General features: G+C 52.3%; 13 protein-coding genes, 1 tRNA gene and 1 pseudogene. 9 read left to right on the top strand and 6 right to left on the bottom strand.

The features are described 5' to 3' along the window. Positions 1-525: 525 nt before the first annotated feature. Positions 526-1,931: pseudogene (locus BITS_RS08260) on the top strand (MATE family efflux transporter). Positions 1,932-2,209: 278 nt separating this feature from the next. On the opposite strand, the gene BITS_RS08255 reads toward BITS_RS08260, so the two are convergent. The 3 genes from BITS_RS08255 to ftsY all read right to left on the bottom strand — a co-directional run bounded on the left by BITS_RS08255 (position 2,210) and on the right by ftsY (position 5,493). Further along, entirely contained in the window at positions 2,210-2,548 is a 339-nt protein-coding gene (locus BITS_RS08255; RefSeq protein WP_026642412.1) for a P-II family nitrogen regulator, read from the bottom strand. Beyond that, a complete protein-coding gene (locus BITS_RS08250; protein WP_026642413.1) occupies positions 2,548-3,834 on the bottom strand; it encodes an ammonium transporter in 1,287 nt (428 codons plus the stop codon). Before BITS_RS08250 ends, BITS_RS08255 begins: the two co-directional genes overlap by 1 nt. 417 nt (positions 3,835-4,251) lie before the next feature. Next, a complete protein-coding gene (ftsY, locus tag BITS_RS08245) occupies positions 4,252-5,493 on the bottom strand; it encodes a signal recognition particle-docking protein FtsY (RefSeq protein ID WP_026642414.1) in 1,242 nt (413 codons plus the stop codon). Positions 5,494-5,564: 71 nt separating this feature from the next. Between ftsY and BITS_RS08240 the strand changes: the two genes are divergently transcribed. After that, positions 5,565-6,335, top strand: coding sequence for a TetR/AcrR family transcriptional regulator (locus tag BITS_RS08240; protein WP_081693560.1), 771 nt, complete (start codon positions 5,565-5,567; stop codon positions 6,333-6,335). Positions 6,336-6,634: 299 nt separating this feature from the next. Further along, positions 6,635-7,666, top strand: a complete 1,032-nt coding sequence (locus BITS_RS08235) for a glycosyltransferase family 2 protein (protein ID WP_026642415.1) — start codon at positions 6,635-6,637, stop codon at positions 7,664-7,666. 329 nt (positions 7,667-7,995) lie between these two features. Here the strand turns inward: BITS_RS08235 and BITS_RS09165 are convergent, their stop codons facing one another. From BITS_RS09165 to BITS_RS08220, 3 genes are all read right to left on the bottom strand, one after another. Beyond that, positions 7,996-8,172, bottom strand: coding sequence for a hypothetical protein (locus BITS_RS09165; RefSeq protein ID WP_155804635.1), 177 nt, complete (start codon positions 8,170-8,172; stop codon positions 7,996-7,998). After that, the gene (locus tag BITS_RS08225) at positions 8,169-8,459 is read right to left on the bottom strand and encodes a DUF2089 family protein (protein WP_026642418.1); all 291 of its coding nucleotides are present in this window, start codon (positions 8,457-8,459) and stop codon (positions 8,169-8,171) included. Before BITS_RS08225 ends, BITS_RS09165 begins: the two co-directional genes overlap by 4 nt. 354 nt (positions 8,460-8,813) lie before the next feature. After that, the gene (locus BITS_RS08220) at positions 8,814-10,355 is read right to left on the bottom strand and encodes a C69 family dipeptidase (protein WP_026642419.1); all 1,542 of its coding nucleotides are present in this window, start codon (positions 10,353-10,355) and stop codon (positions 8,814-8,816) included. 156 nt (positions 10,356-10,511) lie between these two features. On the opposite strand from BITS_RS08220, the gene BITS_RS08215 reads away from it, so the two are divergent. From BITS_RS08215 to BITS_RS08190, 6 genes are all read left to right on the top strand, one after another. After that, positions 10,512-11,324, top strand: coding sequence for an amino acid ABC transporter ATP-binding protein (locus BITS_RS08215; RefSeq protein WP_026642420.1), 813 nt, complete (start codon positions 10,512-10,514; stop codon positions 11,322-11,324). A gap of 376 nt (positions 11,325-11,700) precedes the next feature. Further along, positions 11,701-12,510: an amino acid ABC transporter substrate-binding protein gene (locus tag BITS_RS08210; RefSeq protein WP_026642421.1), complete on the top strand. Its 810-nt coding sequence runs from the start codon at positions 11,701-11,703 to the stop codon at positions 12,508-12,510. A 272-nt stretch (positions 12,511-12,782) separates the two neighbouring features. After that, positions 12,783-13,445, top strand: a complete 663-nt coding sequence (locus BITS_RS08205) for an amino acid ABC transporter permease (protein ID WP_026642422.1) — start codon at positions 12,783-12,785, stop codon at positions 13,443-13,445. A gap of 326 nt (positions 13,446-13,771) precedes the next feature. After that, the gene (locus BITS_RS08200) at positions 13,772-14,044 is read left to right on the top strand and encodes a mycoredoxin (RefSeq protein ID WP_034534117.1); all 273 of its coding nucleotides are present in this window, start codon (positions 13,772-13,774) and stop codon (positions 14,042-14,044) included. Between the two features lie 383 nt (positions 14,045-14,427). Next, positions 14,428-15,321, top strand: a complete 894-nt coding sequence (locus tag BITS_RS08195; RefSeq protein ID WP_026642424.1) for an aldose 1-epimerase family protein — start codon at positions 14,428-14,430, stop codon at positions 15,319-15,321. 261 nt (positions 15,322-15,582) lie between these two features. Beyond that, positions 15,583-15,655, top strand: a tRNA-Lys gene (locus tag BITS_RS08190). Positions 15,656-15,973 lie beyond the last annotated feature (318 nt).

Here is a 15,973-nt window from a genome sequence, read left to right as displayed (position 1 = left end):
CATAGCCATTCTCGTGAAAGCGCCATACTCATAGCCATTCTCGTGAAAGCGTCATCCTCATAGCAATTCCCGCGAACGAACTATCTTCATAGAAAGCGCATCCCGACTCTGCTCCGTATTGAATTGGCCATATTCGATCCGCTCCTTGATATTCGGTTCGCTCTTTGATTGTGCCAGACAACACCATGCACAATGCCAGTGATTATTCACATCTTGCTTCCCCGGGTTCGCATGGAGTTTACCTTCCCGACACGCGGAAAGGCTGAAATGTGTATAAAAAAGTTGAGTTATCCACTTTTTGGGGAAAACTCTGTGCATAGTGCACATGGTTATGCACATATTGGGGATAACTTTGTGTATAACTTGGGGATAGCTGTGTACTGCGCCCTGTGACGCCAAATTGCGATTTGCTCATTCCTTCTTCTCGTGATAGAGCGCTACAGTGTCGCAAATCTCACATCCAATATGTGCATTTCAGCGTAATTCACACTTCAGGCAGGCATTCCATCTTGTTATTCTGAAGCCATGGTGAAGTCAGAGTCCCCATTACAATCGCACAGCATATCCACCAACAGACGCTCTGATTCTGGACCGCAGCACCTCTCCAGAGCCGCGATCAATCGCCGCCTGCTTACCTTGGCTGTACCCACTTTCGGACAGCTCATCGCTGAACCAGCATTCATCCTCATCGACACTGCAATAGTCGGACATATTGGCGATTCCGCTTGGCAGGCCTATCAGTGGGATCGACCATAATTCTCACAACAGTGGGGTTATGCGTATTCCTGGCATATGGCACAACTTCTCAAGTAGCTCGACTCATGGGAGCGGGCAGGCGCCGAGAGGGGCTGGAAACAGGCATTGACGGCTTGTGGCTGGCCTTGATTATCGGCATTGTGGTGAGCGTTGTCATCTTCTTCGGAAGCGAACCATTGTGCGCAGCCTTGGGCGCGCGAGGCGATGTCCTCGCAAATGCCGTAATCTATGTCCGAGCACTCGCCTTCGGCCTGCCCGGCATGTTGCTGGTCTATGCAGTCAATGGCATATTCCGCGGACTGGGCAGAGTGAAAATGACCTTGATTGCAGCCGTTGTCGGTGCTGTAATCAACACCATTCTGGATGTACTTTTTGTTTTCGGCCTGCACTGGGGAATTGCCGGATCTGGCTTCGCAACGTTCATCGCCCAATGGTGCATGGCCTTATTCCTTATCATTCCGGCGCTGAAATGGGCCAAGGATGAAGGCGCGCGTTGGTCGCCAAGGCTCTCGGGAATTGCCCACACCGCGAAAAGCAGTGTCCCCTTGTTTATCCGCACCTTGGCGCTGCGCAGCTCGATGGTTGCCACGGTGATGTTGGCGACAAGTATGGGAACCCATGTTCTGGCTTCCTATCAAGTCGTGAACTCGAATTGGAATGTGGTGCTGAATATGCTTGACGCTATCGGCATTGCAGGCCAATCCATGGTTGCAACCGAACTCGGTGCACAGCGTCGCGATAATGCTTCTACTCTGGCACGAGCCAGCGCACGATTTGGAATGATAGGCGGCTTGATTATCGGCATAGGCATGATTGTTTTTGGCTTGTTCGGCTCGTCGTTGTTCAGCCCTACACAGCAAATCCAATGGCTGATTACACTGGGCATGATCGTGCAGGGCATATTCCTTCCGCTTGACGGTTGGATGTGGGCTCTTGACGGCATCCTTATCGGCGCAGGCGATTACCGATATCTTGCTACCACCTGCTCACTGGTCGCCATTATGTATGTGCCCATTCTCGCGCTCACCTCATGGGCAGAAACGACTTTGGGCCTGAGCAATTCATTACGCACAGTATTGCTATGGACGATTATCAATGTGGCATATATCGGCGGACGCGCTGTTTTCAATGGCCTACGCATACGGGGCGACGCCTGGATGGAGGCGCGTGCCTAAACAGTCTGTTCTTCAGGCATGTCGCCTTGCATGGCGTTCGTAGGCGTTCTGATTCTTGTGCAGAAACAATTCAGACGATTGATAGAGGCGATGTATCGCAGGGAGCCGAGAATCACAGCGGCCACCACAAATCCGGCAGCTTTCTAGGAATCCCGCAGCCATTGAGAATCCCGCAATATTATGCAAATTGTGCAAGAGGAACAGAGGGACACAGGTATGCAAACGGCTCCATACCATATTGATATGGAGCCGTTCATTCACACAGCTTGTCTGCAACCTTAGATAGCTGCGGAACCCGTTTCACCAGTGCGCACGCGAGTTACCGAATCCAGCGAGGTGACCCACACCTTCCCGTCGCCGATGCTTCCGGTTCCGGCGGATTTTACGATAACTGACACCAGATTCTCTGTGTCCACATCATCGGCGAGCACTTCCAAGCGGATCTTTTCAATAAGATCAACGGTGTAATGAGAACCGCGATAAACCTCGGTGTGGCCGCGCTGGCGTCCGTAACCACTGGCGGCGGACACAGTCAAACCGTGCACACCCGCAGCCGCAAGCGCTTCTTTGACATCATCGAGCTTATGGGGCTGGATAATAGCCGTAATCAGTTTCATCACTTGGCCTCCTTCAACGAGAACCCGTTGCTACCGGCGAAATCATAGCCACGTTCACCTTGATCAGCCAAATCGATGCCGCCGATCTCCTGATTCTCAGAAACGCGCCATCCCAGCGTTTTCTCCAAAGCGAAAGCGATGATTGCGGTGACAACTGCCGAATACAGAACAGCGACAATGACCACGCATACCTGCACAGCCAACTGCTTCCAATCGCCTCCGGCCAACAAACCAGCTCCGGCCGCAAACAGACCCACCAGCAATGTGCCGATAAGACCGCCAACGCCATGAATGCCCACGACGTCCAGAGAGTCATCGAAACCAAACTTGAACTTGAGACTGCAGGCGAGGCAGCACACAATACCTGCGATAATGCCAATAACGATCGCCCACAAAGGAGATACCACATCGGCCGCAGGGGTGATGGCCACCAAACCCGCCACAATACCGGATGCGGCACCTATGGCTGTGTAGTGACCGGAACGAATCTTCTCGGTGAATCCCCAAGCCAACATGGCCGAGGCAGAAGCCAAAGCCGTGCTCACCCATGCGTATCCAGCGGTTCCATTTGCCTGGAATGCGGAACCCGCGTTGAAACCGAACCATCCGAACCACAGCAAGAAAGCGCCGAGCATCACGAATGGCACATTATGCGGACGGAACGGCTGGGTGCCAAAGCCCTTGCGCTTACCGATTATGAGCACCACGATAAGAGCCGCCACTGCCGCGTTGATATGCACTACTGTGCCACCTGCGAAATCGTGCGCGGCAGCACCGATTGCCTGAGAGATTGCGCCTGTGGACGACAGAATGCCGCCATTCCACACCATATGAGCCATTGGAGCGTACACAAAAGTGATCCACAATGCGACGAAAAGCATCCAGGTGCTGTACTTGACTCGTTCCGCCAAAGCGCCTGAAATCAGCGCCACGGTGATCATGGCAAATGCAGCCTGGAATGCAACATTGATGCTCACCGGAACACCGTTGCTGTCAGTAGCCGCAGATGTGAACACGCCTCCGTCTGAGACCATGGAGTCCTTGAGCAGGAATCCCGTAGCCGGATCTCCGAAGATGCCCGCAATATCACGGCCTGCGTAGGCGATTGACCAGCCCCACAAGGTCCATACCACGGTGGTGACCGCAATTGCACCAGCGGACATCATCAACATATTTAAAATGGCTTTGGAACGAACCATGCCCCCGTAGAAAAACGCCAGTGCCGGCGTCATCAAGAACACCAAGGACGCGGATATCAATAACCAAGCGGCATTTCCTGAATCCATGCCTACCCTCCTTACCCGTATGCATCGGCCACATTACGTGGCGCAATGCCATCGAGTTTCGTTTATTCTCGCCAACTTTCCGCAAAGTCGACACTGTCATGGAACGTCGTTCATTTTTTCGTGATCATTACGGCAAGTTACAGCCGCGTTACAGACGTTCGGTTCTTCGTGCACAACATTCTAGTGCATGCACCCTGATATCGGCCTTAAGTCAGGGATGAGCCTTTGTTTTGGCCTTATGCCTGCGAATGAGCATGAGCCCGGATCAGAACATCTCACATAATGAGCATTTGTTCAGAATGCGGAATTCTTCATTGACTATGCATGACACATGCGAACCGGATCCCGGCACAGTAGATCATCACAAACACCGCCCTATGCTGTCTTCTCATCACTAGGCGGAACTGCACTCAAACGCTACGCCAGAATGCCGTCAACGAACCCTTCAGGATCAAAAGGCGCCAAGTCATCAGGGCCTTCTCCCAGACCGACCAGCTTCACAGGCACACCAAGCTCACGCTGCACCGAAATCACAATGCCTCCTCGAGCCGAACCGTCCAGCTTGGTCAACACGACGCCGGTGATGCCGATGGCTTCGGCGAATACCTTGGCCTGAGCCATTCCGTTTTGCCCGGTTGTTGCATCCAATACCAAAAGAACCTCGTCCACAGGGAGATTTTTCTCGGTAACGCGACGGATCTTGCCGAGCTCATCCATGAGATTGGCTTTGTTCTGCAAGCGGCCTGCGGTATCGATAATCAGCACATCAGCCTGTTCGTCCTTGGCGCGCTGGGCGGCTTCGAATGCCACCGAGGCAGGGTCTGCGCCGTCCTTGTCAGAACGAACCACAGGGACACCTACGCGAGCACCCCAGGTTTCCAACTGGTCAGCAGCTGCAGCACGGAAGGTATCAGCGGCCCCAAGCACCACTTTCTTGCCCCCTGCAACGAAGAGACGGGCCAACTTTCCCGCAGTTGTGGTTTTTCCGGTACCGTTCACGCCCACCATAATGATGACACTCGGCGTATTGGCATCTGCCCTATCGGCATTCAGACTTCGATCAGTATCGCGCCCGACCAAATCCAGCAACTTGCCGCGCAAGGCAGTGCGCACCTGAGCCGGATCGGATTCGCCAACAATGCGAGCATCGCGACGCAATTCCTCAACCAACTCGCCACTTGCCTGCGCTCCGACATCAGCAAGCAACAAAGTGTCTTCGACATCTTCCCAATCGGATTCGGCGAGCTGATCCTTTGCCAAAATATTAAACAAAGCCTTGCCAAAAGGATTCGAACTCTTGGCAAGACGCGCTTTCAATCTGCTGATTCTGGAAGTCGCGGATTCCGGAGCATCCAATGGACTTCTTGCTGGCTTCTCGGATTCAGCGGAGGCTTGCGCAGCATTCGCTCCAGCAGACTGGGCTTGGGATGGTACTTCCGTATCTCCTGCAGCACCACGGGCGGCAGAATATTGACTTTGACGAGCTGCGCCTTCGCCACCTTCGGAACCAGCGGCCTCTGCACCGCCACCAATTCGAGAACCGTCCTGAATATCACGCTGATTGCGGCGCCTGCTGGACCGCACTGCAAAAATTACTCCGACAATAACAGCAATGGCGACGATACCTGCCACGATGCCGATTATCACATTCATATCCATACCTCAAGCGTATGGATGTCAAAGGACAGCGAACTTTCTTGTCTATCCGGCATCCATGACAGACTAGTCATATGAGTACTGCGTCCAGAATGACTTCTTTTCAGCGCCGTGAACAACTCATCGCCGTCGGACGTGCTTTGTTCGCAGCCAAAGGATTCGAAGCCGTCAGCGTTGAAGAGATTGCCGCGAATGCGAAAGTCAGCAAGCCCATTGTCTATGAACATTTCGGAGGCAAAGAGGGCTTGTACGCAGTCGTCGTGGATCGCGAGATGCGCACACTCACTGATGCGCTTATTGCCGCCTTGTCAGACCCCGAAGCCCATCCGAGGCAAATCGTGGAACGCGCCGCCCTGGGTCTGCTCACATATATAGAGGAGCATGCCGAAGGCTTCCAAGTCCTGGTACGAGACTCCCCCAGCACCGATCCAGACGGATCGTTCAGCTCACTGCTCGGCGATGTGAGCTTGCGAGTGGAAAGACTGCTGGCCGATTCTTTCAAACGCAGCAAACTCCCGACCAAAGGCGTGCCGTATTATGCGCAAATGCTGGTGGGCATGACGGTATTCACCGGTCAGTACTGGGCAGACCAACCCAAAGTGAACAAAGAGCAGCTGGCAGCGCATATCGTCAATCTCGCATGGAATGGTCTGTCTCGGCTGCAGGCCAAACCTGAACTTCGATTTGAGAGCGCAAAGGCCAAGAAGGAAGCAGCCAAGCAAGCCGCGCAGGAACACAAGCAATCCACCAAATCCCCTGATGTTGCAGGCGAACAAGAGCCCCAGCAAGAACACCCGGGAGATCTGAATCAAAGCGCAACAGAAACAACGAAGGCGGTCGATTAAGTCGCCGCGGCAGCCCCCACCCCAAAAACTCCATTGCGCGTCCAAGTGAGCGCGCATAGCCGAGAAGGCGACAAATCGAACGGATATCGTCCACCCGCACATGCATCGCCAATCAATTCCCATTTCAATGAAATCATTGGCAGTTGTTCACTGATTTGCCAAGGTTAATCACGCATATCATGCTCATATCCCGACCCAATATGCATATTTTCCGTGCAATCCCATACTTTGATGCTAGGTTTGTGCTGTATAAGCGTATATGTAGCTTGACGGCCAACAGATGAGGAAAGACCCTAGTCATGGAAACTGCCAAAACACTCACGTTCGTGGTTCCTGCTTTCAATATGGAAGAATACCTTGAACGCTGCGTGAATTCGTTGCTGTCAACACAACGCACTGACGACATTGAAGTGATCATCGTTGACGACGGTTCTTCTGACGGTACGGCCAAATTGGCCGATTCCTATGCAAACCGTATGCCCGAAGTGGTTCGGGTTATTCACCAACCCAATAAGGGACACGGCGGAGCCGTGAATACTGGCGTCGCGCAGGCACGAGGCATGTATGTCAAGGTTGTGGATGCCGATGATTGGGTGGGTCCAGAATCCCTGAGCAGGGTTATGGACACGTTGCGTGCGCAAATCGACGCAGAAACTCCCCTGGATTTGATCATCACCGATTATGTGTACGACAAGGTCGGCAAACGCCGCAAACATGTGGTGCGATTCAACAGGGTTATGGATTCGGACACCGTGCTGAGCTGGGATGATTTGAAGCGTTTCGGCATAGCCCAATACATGATTATGCATACGCTGATATTCCGCACCCAGGTGGTGCGCGACTCCGGCATGCAATTGCCGGAACACACCTTCTATGTGGACTTTATTTATTCATATCAGCCATTCCCATGGGTGAAGACGCTCACCTATTTGGATACGCCGCTTTATCACTACTTCATAGGGCGTGACGGTCAGTCCGTTCAAACGGATGTCATGGTCCGTCGCGTCGATCAGCTACGGCTGGTGAATCGTCGTATGGTTGAGGCAACACCGGAACCGGGAACCGTTCCTGACGGCTTATATCGATACATGATTCACTTCCTGGCAATCCAGAGCTCCGTGACTTCCGTCTTTTTGATTCTTTCGCGCAAGCCGGAAAATTATGCAGCAAAAGACGCCATGTGGGATGAAATCGACAAGGCATCCCCAGCCATTGGAAGAGATGTGCGACGCAAAATGATTTCACGCCTATTGAATCTGCCCGGCAGCGTCGGCCGTTTCATTATTCGCTGCGGCTATCACATCGCGAATGATGTGATTGGCTTTAATTAATATTTCGCATATCTTTTCAGCGACAATCCATAGGAATCGCCGTCTACTGCCGCTCATATCGCAGTCAGTTTTTGCCCGCTCCCAACCCAACGGTTTCAGGGAGTAGGCAAAGACTAATCCCAACCTCAGTTGTTACTTATCCATGCGTTATATCGCCAGTGACGTTTATCTGCATCAAAGCGGTCCACCCTATTGGAAATCCACGAAATGCCACATCAAGGTCTGCGCTCAAGCGAACCTGCATACACAATATGCGGGCAATTGTTGCAATAGTTCCGAGTACCTGGCAGCCGTCCCCCTCATTGACCTCGGTGTAAATGAGGAGAACCTCACAGATCATGAAGAGTTATTTTCTTATTCTCACGATTCTTTTTTTGTGACACATCTCCTTTCCTTGCAGCTTGTGAATAGCGGATCAAGCTTCTGCCGGCAAAATAGACTAAAGCGCATGCGACAGCCACCAGCAAAATCGTAATTATCGGGGCAAAAACTGCGGCACTCATCATTCATCCTTCCTTTTCCTGTACTCTTCTATGAGCACGCGAGCCGTGTCAACGTCATATTTCTCGTCAATTGCAAGACTTTTTACAAGTAAGACAAATGGATCTTCGTCTCCGCTATCGTTTAGGCGGATTTTGTCGATGAGCTTATCAAGCCGGACTCTCATCGTTGGGTATGAGACTTGGTAAAGCTGTGCCATTCGTTTCAAGGAGCCAGATGCCAACATAAAATTCTTGATAAAGGCTATATCCTCGTCCGCCAGATTCGCTAGCCACTCCGGCAGATGCTTCATACCACTCCCTTTCTTTAATAAAGATAAAATTATATTAATAATATTAAAGTGAGCAGTCAGTTGTGTCAACTCATTTTTCAATTGTGTCGAACAAATCCGAACATGTGGAACATGCATAAGAGACAAATTGAAGGAAGCCAATAATAGCCTCTAAATCCGCGCATCCTGTAGATGATGTTCCCATCGCCAAAGGTGTGATCAGATGAATCAAGGAAGAGAGTCAACATCACACACATGCGAGAACCGTCAGCATTACCAGCTGTGCAGCAAAACAATTCAAGGGGTGCGACCACACAGCCGCACCCCTTGAATTCCGCTTCCCAAAGAATCAGATATCACTGCACATGCCGCAGCTCAGTCATTCCAACGATCTGACATGGCAAAGGAATTATGCATATTGTTGCTGACGGTATACAGCACCTTTGCCAGCAGGTCGCCGGTCTCACGCTGCAAATAGTCACTCATCTGCTGGTTAGCGGATTCCATAACCTCACTGGCATCGGCTTTTTCATCCCGAGAGGATGCTTCACTACTGCGCATCGCGGCATCGGTGTCATGAACTAGTGCATGCCCGAACGACAGCACATTTTCTCGATATTGCTCAATGAAATTGCTCGTGTCCATATAATGCGAGTCCGCGAGCGCAGCAATGATACGGTTCGTCCAGTAGAAGGATGCAGTGCTCACCTCAGCAGTGGTATTGCTGAGATATTCCGGCGTGCTCCGCACATTGGTATAGAACGGCGCAACCGAGGTGAATGGATTCGAACCGTATGAAATCCACATAACCGAACGCCATGCCTCCGGTGCATATGGACGGATCTGCAGCACACCCAGCTGACCATTGCGATTGATACCGATAGGACGATAACGATGCCGGGTTTCCGCGGTTCCTTGGGTTCCGTACGGATCATATGGCGTATCCTCATAATGCGAACTCATGAGGAAGTCCACATCTTCAATGCTTATCTTGACTTCCGGCCTGCGACACCAAGGCAGATCATCGGAAATCGGCGTATATCGAGCTTGCGGAGAGTCCCAATCTTCGCTGGGATTCAAGTACCGCTGCATATACCACGCGCGCGGGGTGTTATAAATATGGTCTTTGGTGGTGCGAGTACCGAATAAATCCCGTGGATTCAAATGTTTCACATGTTCAGGATCATCGCTCATCGTACGATCCAGATGGTGTTCTTCTATGAATTCCAACAAGTCGGCGCTGCACATATGTTCCCGCTGCTCGCCCAGGGCATCCCGCACATCGAAATCATCCAATCCAAGCTGATTGGGAATAGCGGCATAACAATCATCAGGCAAGCGTCGGGCAATCCAATGATGACCGCCTATGGTTTCCACATACCAAATATCATTCACATCACTCAAGATGATGCCGTTGGCCTCATAAGTTCCGTACTCTTCCAACAGTTTGCCAAGACGCTCAACGCCTTCTCGTGCTGTGTGCACATATGGAAGAACAAGAGTAATGAAATCTTCCTCACCGATGCCACCTGCCTGCTCAGGAAGATATCCCTCGTCTCCGGGCTCGCCCTGCGCAGTTTTCAAGGCAACCATGGGATCTGCGGCCAGGACGCGCTCATTGACGGCAATGGTCTCCGTGGCACTCATGCCCACATTGCGCTCACTAATACCACATTCGGCAAGGATGCCACGATTTGGCAGTGCGTTCGGAACGATGCTGTACGAGCAAGGATTATCCGGTAGCTCTATCGAAACATGGCTGAGCGTGCTGCGGTAATGTCGGGTCTGATCCTCAGGGAGCACTGCGACAAAGCGCTTTGGATCATATTTGCCACTTCCGGAGTCATCATTCCGGGCGACAATCGTCGAGCCATCGTACGAAGCGGATTTTCCTACAAGAATTGTTGTGCATGACATGATGTTCACTCTAAGAGCAGAGGTGTAAAACACGGTAAAGTAAACGACGAATCACAAACCGGATGGCCGGATCGAAGTGGGCGCACTCGCCTATCGCGACCGCGGTGGTCACGACAACGTCATGTGGCGGCAAGCCACGCGGCACAGGGACGGAATATGATAGAGCTACGGGGAATCACCAAGCGATTCGACGGCACCACGGTGCTCGATGGACTTGATCTTGACATCACCGACCGTCATATTGTCACCATCATTGGCCCCTCTGGTTCAGGCAAATCCACGTTATTGCGCATAATCGACGGTCTCGAGCGTCCCGAAGCTGGCAGCATCCGTTTTACAGGAGACAATTCTCGCGCCAAAGGCGAGGCCGCTCAGGGCTCCGACACGTCTCATAGCCCGCTTGAAGTGGATTTAGCGAATGCGAGCGCCAGAGAAATCAAGCAATTGCGCTCTCGAGTTGGATTTGTGTTCCAGAATTACAATCTTTTTGCCAATAAGACCGTTCTGCAAAATGTCACCGAAGGCCTGATCTATGCGCAGGGCATGAGCAAATCACAGGCGAACAAGCTGGCACTTGAGCAGCTTGACCGCGTGGGCATGGCGGATTTTGCGGATCGTCATCCCAGCACGCTTTCCGGCGGACAACAACAACGAGTCGGCATCGCACGGGCCATTGCCTTGGATCCTGATCTGCTGGTTCTGGACGAGCCGACATCTGCACTTGATCCCGAGATGGTTGGAGGTGTCCTGCAAACCATCGCACAACTTGCCCATGAAGGCATGACGATGTTGATGGCTACCCATGAAATGCGATTCGCCCGAGATGCGTCTCATCACATGGTGTTCGTTGAGCATGGGCGCATTGTTGAACAGGGGTCGCCTGAACAACTCTTCGATCACCCTGAACATCCACGAACCGCAGAATTCCTATCGTCCTTCGTGCAAGTGGGCGGAGTCCCCGGTTGTTGATCCAACGAGTATGAGCCGCCGCACTCACAGTGCAGCTTGCTCGTCTCGGATGGCTCTTCGTACCACGAGCATTGCTATCGCATCTCGGCAGTAATGCTGGGTTTGCGGAATGATTGCCTTGGTCGGCGAGCCCAATCGGACACGCGATCATGAGACGGTGTGCATGCGACTGCTACCGCGACTGCCGTACAGCCCGTTCACTCATGGTTCTGCGTGACTTGTTCCAGAACAAATCGTGCAGAACCGCAACGCTGTCTGAGAGGACAGCGCAGCAGAATTGCAAAAACGTGGATGCAGGCTGCTGAACCACATAAAACCAATACTTACCAATATCAACACACCTGACAATTTGTTGGAAATAACAAGGAGAAGACACATGTCACTAAGTTCACTGTTCCGCTCGTCAGTAGCGGTCGTAGCCAGCGCAGCCGCCCTCGTCGCCATCGCCGGCTGCAGCAGCACCAATAGCTCGCAAAGCGCTTTGGAAGAAATCAAGAGCAAGGGCGAGATCGTCGTAGGCACCGAAGGTACCTATGCGCCTTTCACCTATCATGATTCTTCAACCAATGAACTCACCGGCTACGATGTCGATGTCATGAAAGCCATTGCCAAGGAACTCGGCGTCACTGCAAAGTTTGAAGAAGCCAACTTCGACTCCTTGCTGGCAGGCTTGGATACCAAGAAGTATGACACTGTAGCCAATGAAATCGGCACTTCGGATGAACGCAAGCAGAAGTACGATTTCAGCGATCCGTATTCATATTCGTATGGCGTGATCGTCACCACCAAGGACAACAACTCCATCACATCCTTCGAAGACCTCACCGGCAAGAAGGCTGCTGAAACCATGACCAGCAATTGGAATGCAACCGCTCAGAAGTACGGTGCTGAAATCGTTCAGGTCAATGATTTCAGCCAGGCAGTTGATACCATCACTTCGGGTCGCGCCGACGCCACGGTGAATGACGGACTCGCATTCCTCGACTATATGAAGCAGAAGCCCGACGCGGACATCAAGGCTGCCGTGAAGTCCGAAAGCGTGGCATCCGGTTATCTGCCGTTCCGCAAGGGCAGTGACGATCTGGTCAAGGCCGTCAATGACGCCATCGCCAAGCTGCAGCAGGACGGAACGCTTGCGAAGATCTCCGAAACCTACTTCGGAGAGGATGTTTCCAAGGCTCAGTAAGACATTGACTGAGCGACAGGGCCGGGTCGAGCAAAGGCTCGGCGCACCAGTACAACAGAAGTGAAATGGTGGATGGGGTCAGCTAAGGATTACCTCGCAGGATCTCCATCCACCATGCCTTGTTTATCCTGTCGAAACCACTGGAATCCGTCAGCATTCAGCTATAAACGCAATACGCATACAACCTTGGCGATATCGCCTGATTGCGCCGATTGATATGCCTATGATGGCACAGAAACAGCGTTCGAAACATTGTATGGAGGTGGGAGCCTATGGATGCTCGCATATGGAATATCATCATTGAATCCTTTGGCAAGCTGATAATCCCAGGCATCACGGTAACCATTCCCCTTACCTTGATTTCATTCGCCATAGGCATGCTTATCGCCATTGCCGCGGCACTCGTGCAAGTCACCAATGTGCCTGTGGTCAAGCAGATTGTGCAGTTTTATGTATGGGTTTTCCGTGGCACGCCACTGCTTGTGCAACTTTTTGTCATCTTCTTTGGCCTGCCTTCCATAGGCATTACGCTTCCCGCCTTCCCAGCGGCGGTGATAGCATTCTCGCTTAATGTGGGCGCATATGCTTCAGAAACTTTGCGTGGCGCGATTCTTGCCGTTCCGCAAGGACAGTTTGAAGCGGGATACACCGTCAATATGCCGTATTTGACGATTATGCGGCGCATCGTGCTTCCGCAAGCCTTTCGATCCGCATTCCCCGCGCTATTCAATACGTTTATCGGTTTGGTGAAAGATACTTCGCTGGCTGCCAATATCACTGTGGTGGAGATGTTCATGTCGGCACAACGAATCGTCGCCGTGTATTACGAGCCACTGGTGTTGTATGTCGAAGTCGGCTTGATATATCTGCTCTTCAGCACGGTGCTCACATGGTTGCAGCATTGGTGCGAGCGCAGGTTGAATGCAAGTTTCTAATATTGCGCTATCTTGTGCGCGGCCGATTCGTGAGTCTGCGCATTGAGTCCGACCACATGTGCACATATAAAGCACCGCATGAATAACGTATAGGCGACAACGTATAGGCGACTGGAATCCATTTCCGGCCGCCCTTCTTGTGTTTAACAACGAATTGAATACGGAATACCATCCATCCAATGGAGGATGTGTCACAATAATATTCCTGCGTTCTCTTGAAGCGCATAGTCGCCAAATACGATACATTCATTGAGGTGATCGTCGCGGCGAATATGCAGTTGCATATAGCCAAGCGATGATTGAAGCACGATCATAAGGAGGCTCGCATGGCAGAGACCGCAGTGAACAATAACGAAATCCATGTGTATGGAGCTGATTGGTGCGGCGACTGCACCCGCGCCAAGGCAGCATTGAAGACTTACGGTGCCGACTACGTATGGCACGATATCGAATCCGAAGATGGCGCTGCAGAAAAGGCAGTGGAGATCAGCGGTCAAAAGCATATCCCAGTGGTGCTTTTTGCTGACGGAACCCACTTCGTGGAGCCTTCCGCAACCGATATCAAGAATAAGCTCGAAGCCCTCGGCATGTTGCAGTAGTTTTCGAAGCTTAGGCAGCGAGCAATCTGGCTGGGTTATATCTCGGCTGAATATTTTCGTTTTGGGCAGTCTGGCTAGTTTCGAGCACTGATTGCCTGAAGTGGTGGCGACAACTGAAAACGGTTGCCGCCACCACTTGTATATATGTTGCATAATCTCATGAGTGCTGGTGATATATAGGCTCTCGCTAGTGGCCTAGTCGCCTAGCGGCCACGCATTGCGGTGCCTACACTATGCATGTTCAGCCATTGTTGGCCTTTGTCTGCCGCCGCTGGCCGCCATTAGTTATTGTTCGCTTTCAGGCACACCGCCCGGATTTGCCTGAACTGTAGAATGGGTGTGCGCTTATTACCAATAACCTGTCAATCGAGAAAGGTCTCGTCATGTCGCAACGCACAGTAATCAGCAACGGGTCTTTGAGTGCCACAATCGACTCAGACGGGGCTCAGTTGGTCAGCCTCGCCAAAGATGGCAAGGAATATCTGTGGCAGGGCGATCCGAAGTGGTGGGACAGATCAGCTCCTGTGCTGTTTCCTGCTGTCGGGGCACCTGGCTCAGCAGTTCAGCGCTCTGCGGCCGGAGAGAGCCGAATCCCCAAACACGGTTTCGCTCGGGATTTTGAGCACCATATTGTTGAGGTCGCCGCTGCAGGCGATGCCGTGACCTACGAACTCAGCGATTCCCCTTCGACCCGGGAAATCTACCCTTATGCATTTACCTTGCGTATGACCTACGCGATTACCGGACCTTCTACGCTGTCGCAGACCTTCCGTGTGGAAAATACTGGTTCCGAGCCCATGCCATTTTCAGTTGGCGGGCATCCGGCTTTCAACGTTCCTATGCCTGGGACAGATGGCGAGACCTTCGAAGATTACGAACTTCATTTTGCCGAGCCTTGGACCGCTTCCTCACCAAAGGTTGTCGAAGGCGGGCTGCTCTCTTATGCCGACCCATTCCCGGTTGTCGAGAACTCAGACACTGTGCGCATAAACCGGTCCTGCTTCGATTTTGACACCATAGTGTTGCGCGATGTGCCTAGCAATACCGTAACTTTGCAAGGGATGAAAAGAGGACGCGGAGTGCAGGTCGACTTCCCCGGATTCGATTTTATTGGCATTTGGTCCGCGCAGCCCGATGCGCCGTTTATTGCCTTGGAACCGTGGACTGGTCATGCTGCGACAGACACGGATGATGATGTGCTTGAACACCGAGACAACATCACCATTCTTGAGCCGGGCAAGATGGATGAGCGTTCGTTCTCGATAACTCTGTTGTGAAATGGAGTTAGATTGGGGTCGCAGCTGGAAGCTTGTGGTCTCCGCTTCCGCATCTCTGTTGTGAAATGGAACGAGATTGGGGTCGCAGCTGGATTTGTTGGTCTTTGATCGATGCGGGTGCGGTCTCAGGTCTTTTGCGCGACTGAAAAACTTGGACCATTCGACATTCTGTGTCCTTCGGGCTGCTAGAGTGGGCAAGCATTGCGTTGCGCGAATTATGCACGCGCCTTGTCAAAGGTTGATGTAGAATATCCATTTGTTGCCCCTCTAGCTCAACGGTTAGAGCAGCGTCCTTTTAAGTCGTGGGTTCAGGGTTCGAATCCCTGGGGGGGCACATGGCAGAGCCGGTACCGCGAGGGCCGGCTTTTTTCATACCCATTGCAATTACTGCAAACCGTTGAAAACGTGGGTTAATGGACAAAATGTGTGTCTAATACGGCGTGTCAGAGTGGTCGTCCTGCCCATCCCTTTCTGATGCCGAAACCTCCTTCCCATGCATCGATTCCGGGTGCCGGCCGTTGCACTTCGGTATGGTCCGTGCGGGCGACGGGATGCCGTGCCAGTTCGGCAGTCGCCCGCCCCCATAGCTCCGGGGTGACGAATCGTTCCGGCCTCGGATCCGCGGTCTTCATGTAAAGCACCCACTCGCAGC

This window comes from Bifidobacterium tsurumiense (assembly GCF_000741765.1).
In the GTDB taxonomy this organism is placed as follows: Bacteria; Actinomycetota; Actinomycetes; order Actinomycetales; family Bifidobacteriaceae; genus Bifidobacterium; species Bifidobacterium tsurumiense.
This window is presented reverse-complemented; position numbering and strand designations above follow the sequence as displayed.

What these genes read in the sequence shown, in the direction of transcription:
- BITS_RS08255 (WP_026642412.1), bottom strand. Translation starts at nt 2,548, where the DNA reads ATGAAACTGATTACGGCTATTATCCAGCCCCATAAGCTCGATGATGTC.
- BITS_RS08250 (WP_026642413.1), bottom strand. Translation starts at nt 3,834, where the DNA reads ATGGATTCAGGAAATGCCGCTTGGTTATTGATATCCGCGTCCTTGGTG.
- ftsY (WP_026642414.1), bottom strand. Translation starts at nt 5,493, where the DNA reads ATGGATATGAATGTGATAATCGGCATCGTGGCAGGTATCGTCGCCATT.
- BITS_RS08240 (WP_081693560.1), top strand. Translation starts at nt 5,565, where the DNA reads ATGAGTACTGCGTCCAGAATGACTTCTTTTCAGCGCCGTGAACAACTC.
- BITS_RS08235 (WP_026642415.1), top strand. Translation starts at nt 6,635, where the DNA reads ATGGAAACTGCCAAAACACTCACGTTCGTGGTTCCTGCTTTCAATATG.
- BITS_RS09165 (WP_155804635.1), bottom strand. Translation starts at nt 8,172, where the DNA reads ATGATGAGTGCCGCAGTTTTTGCCCCGATAATTACGATTTTGCTGGTG.
- BITS_RS08225 (WP_026642418.1), bottom strand. Translation starts at nt 8,459, where the DNA reads ATGAAGCATCTGCCGGAGTGGCTAGCGAATCTGGCGGACGAGGATATA.
- BITS_RS08220 (WP_026642419.1), bottom strand. Translation starts at nt 10,355, where the DNA reads ATGTCATGCACAACAATTCTTGTAGGAAAATCCGCTTCGTACGATGGC.
- BITS_RS08215 (WP_026642420.1), top strand. Translation starts at nt 10,512, where the DNA reads ATGATAGAGCTACGGGGAATCACCAAGCGATTCGACGGCACCACGGTG.
- BITS_RS08210 (WP_026642421.1), top strand. Translation starts at nt 11,701, where the DNA reads ATGTCACTAAGTTCACTGTTCCGCTCGTCAGTAGCGGTCGTAGCCAGC.
- BITS_RS08205 (WP_026642422.1), top strand. Translation starts at nt 12,783, where the DNA reads ATGGATGCTCGCATATGGAATATCATCATTGAATCCTTTGGCAAGCTG.
- BITS_RS08200 (WP_034534117.1), top strand. Translation starts at nt 13,772, where the DNA reads ATGGCAGAGACCGCAGTGAACAATAACGAAATCCATGTGTATGGAGCT.
- BITS_RS08195 (WP_026642424.1), top strand. Translation starts at nt 14,428, where the DNA reads ATGTCGCAACGCACAGTAATCAGCAACGGGTCTTTGAGTGCCACAATC.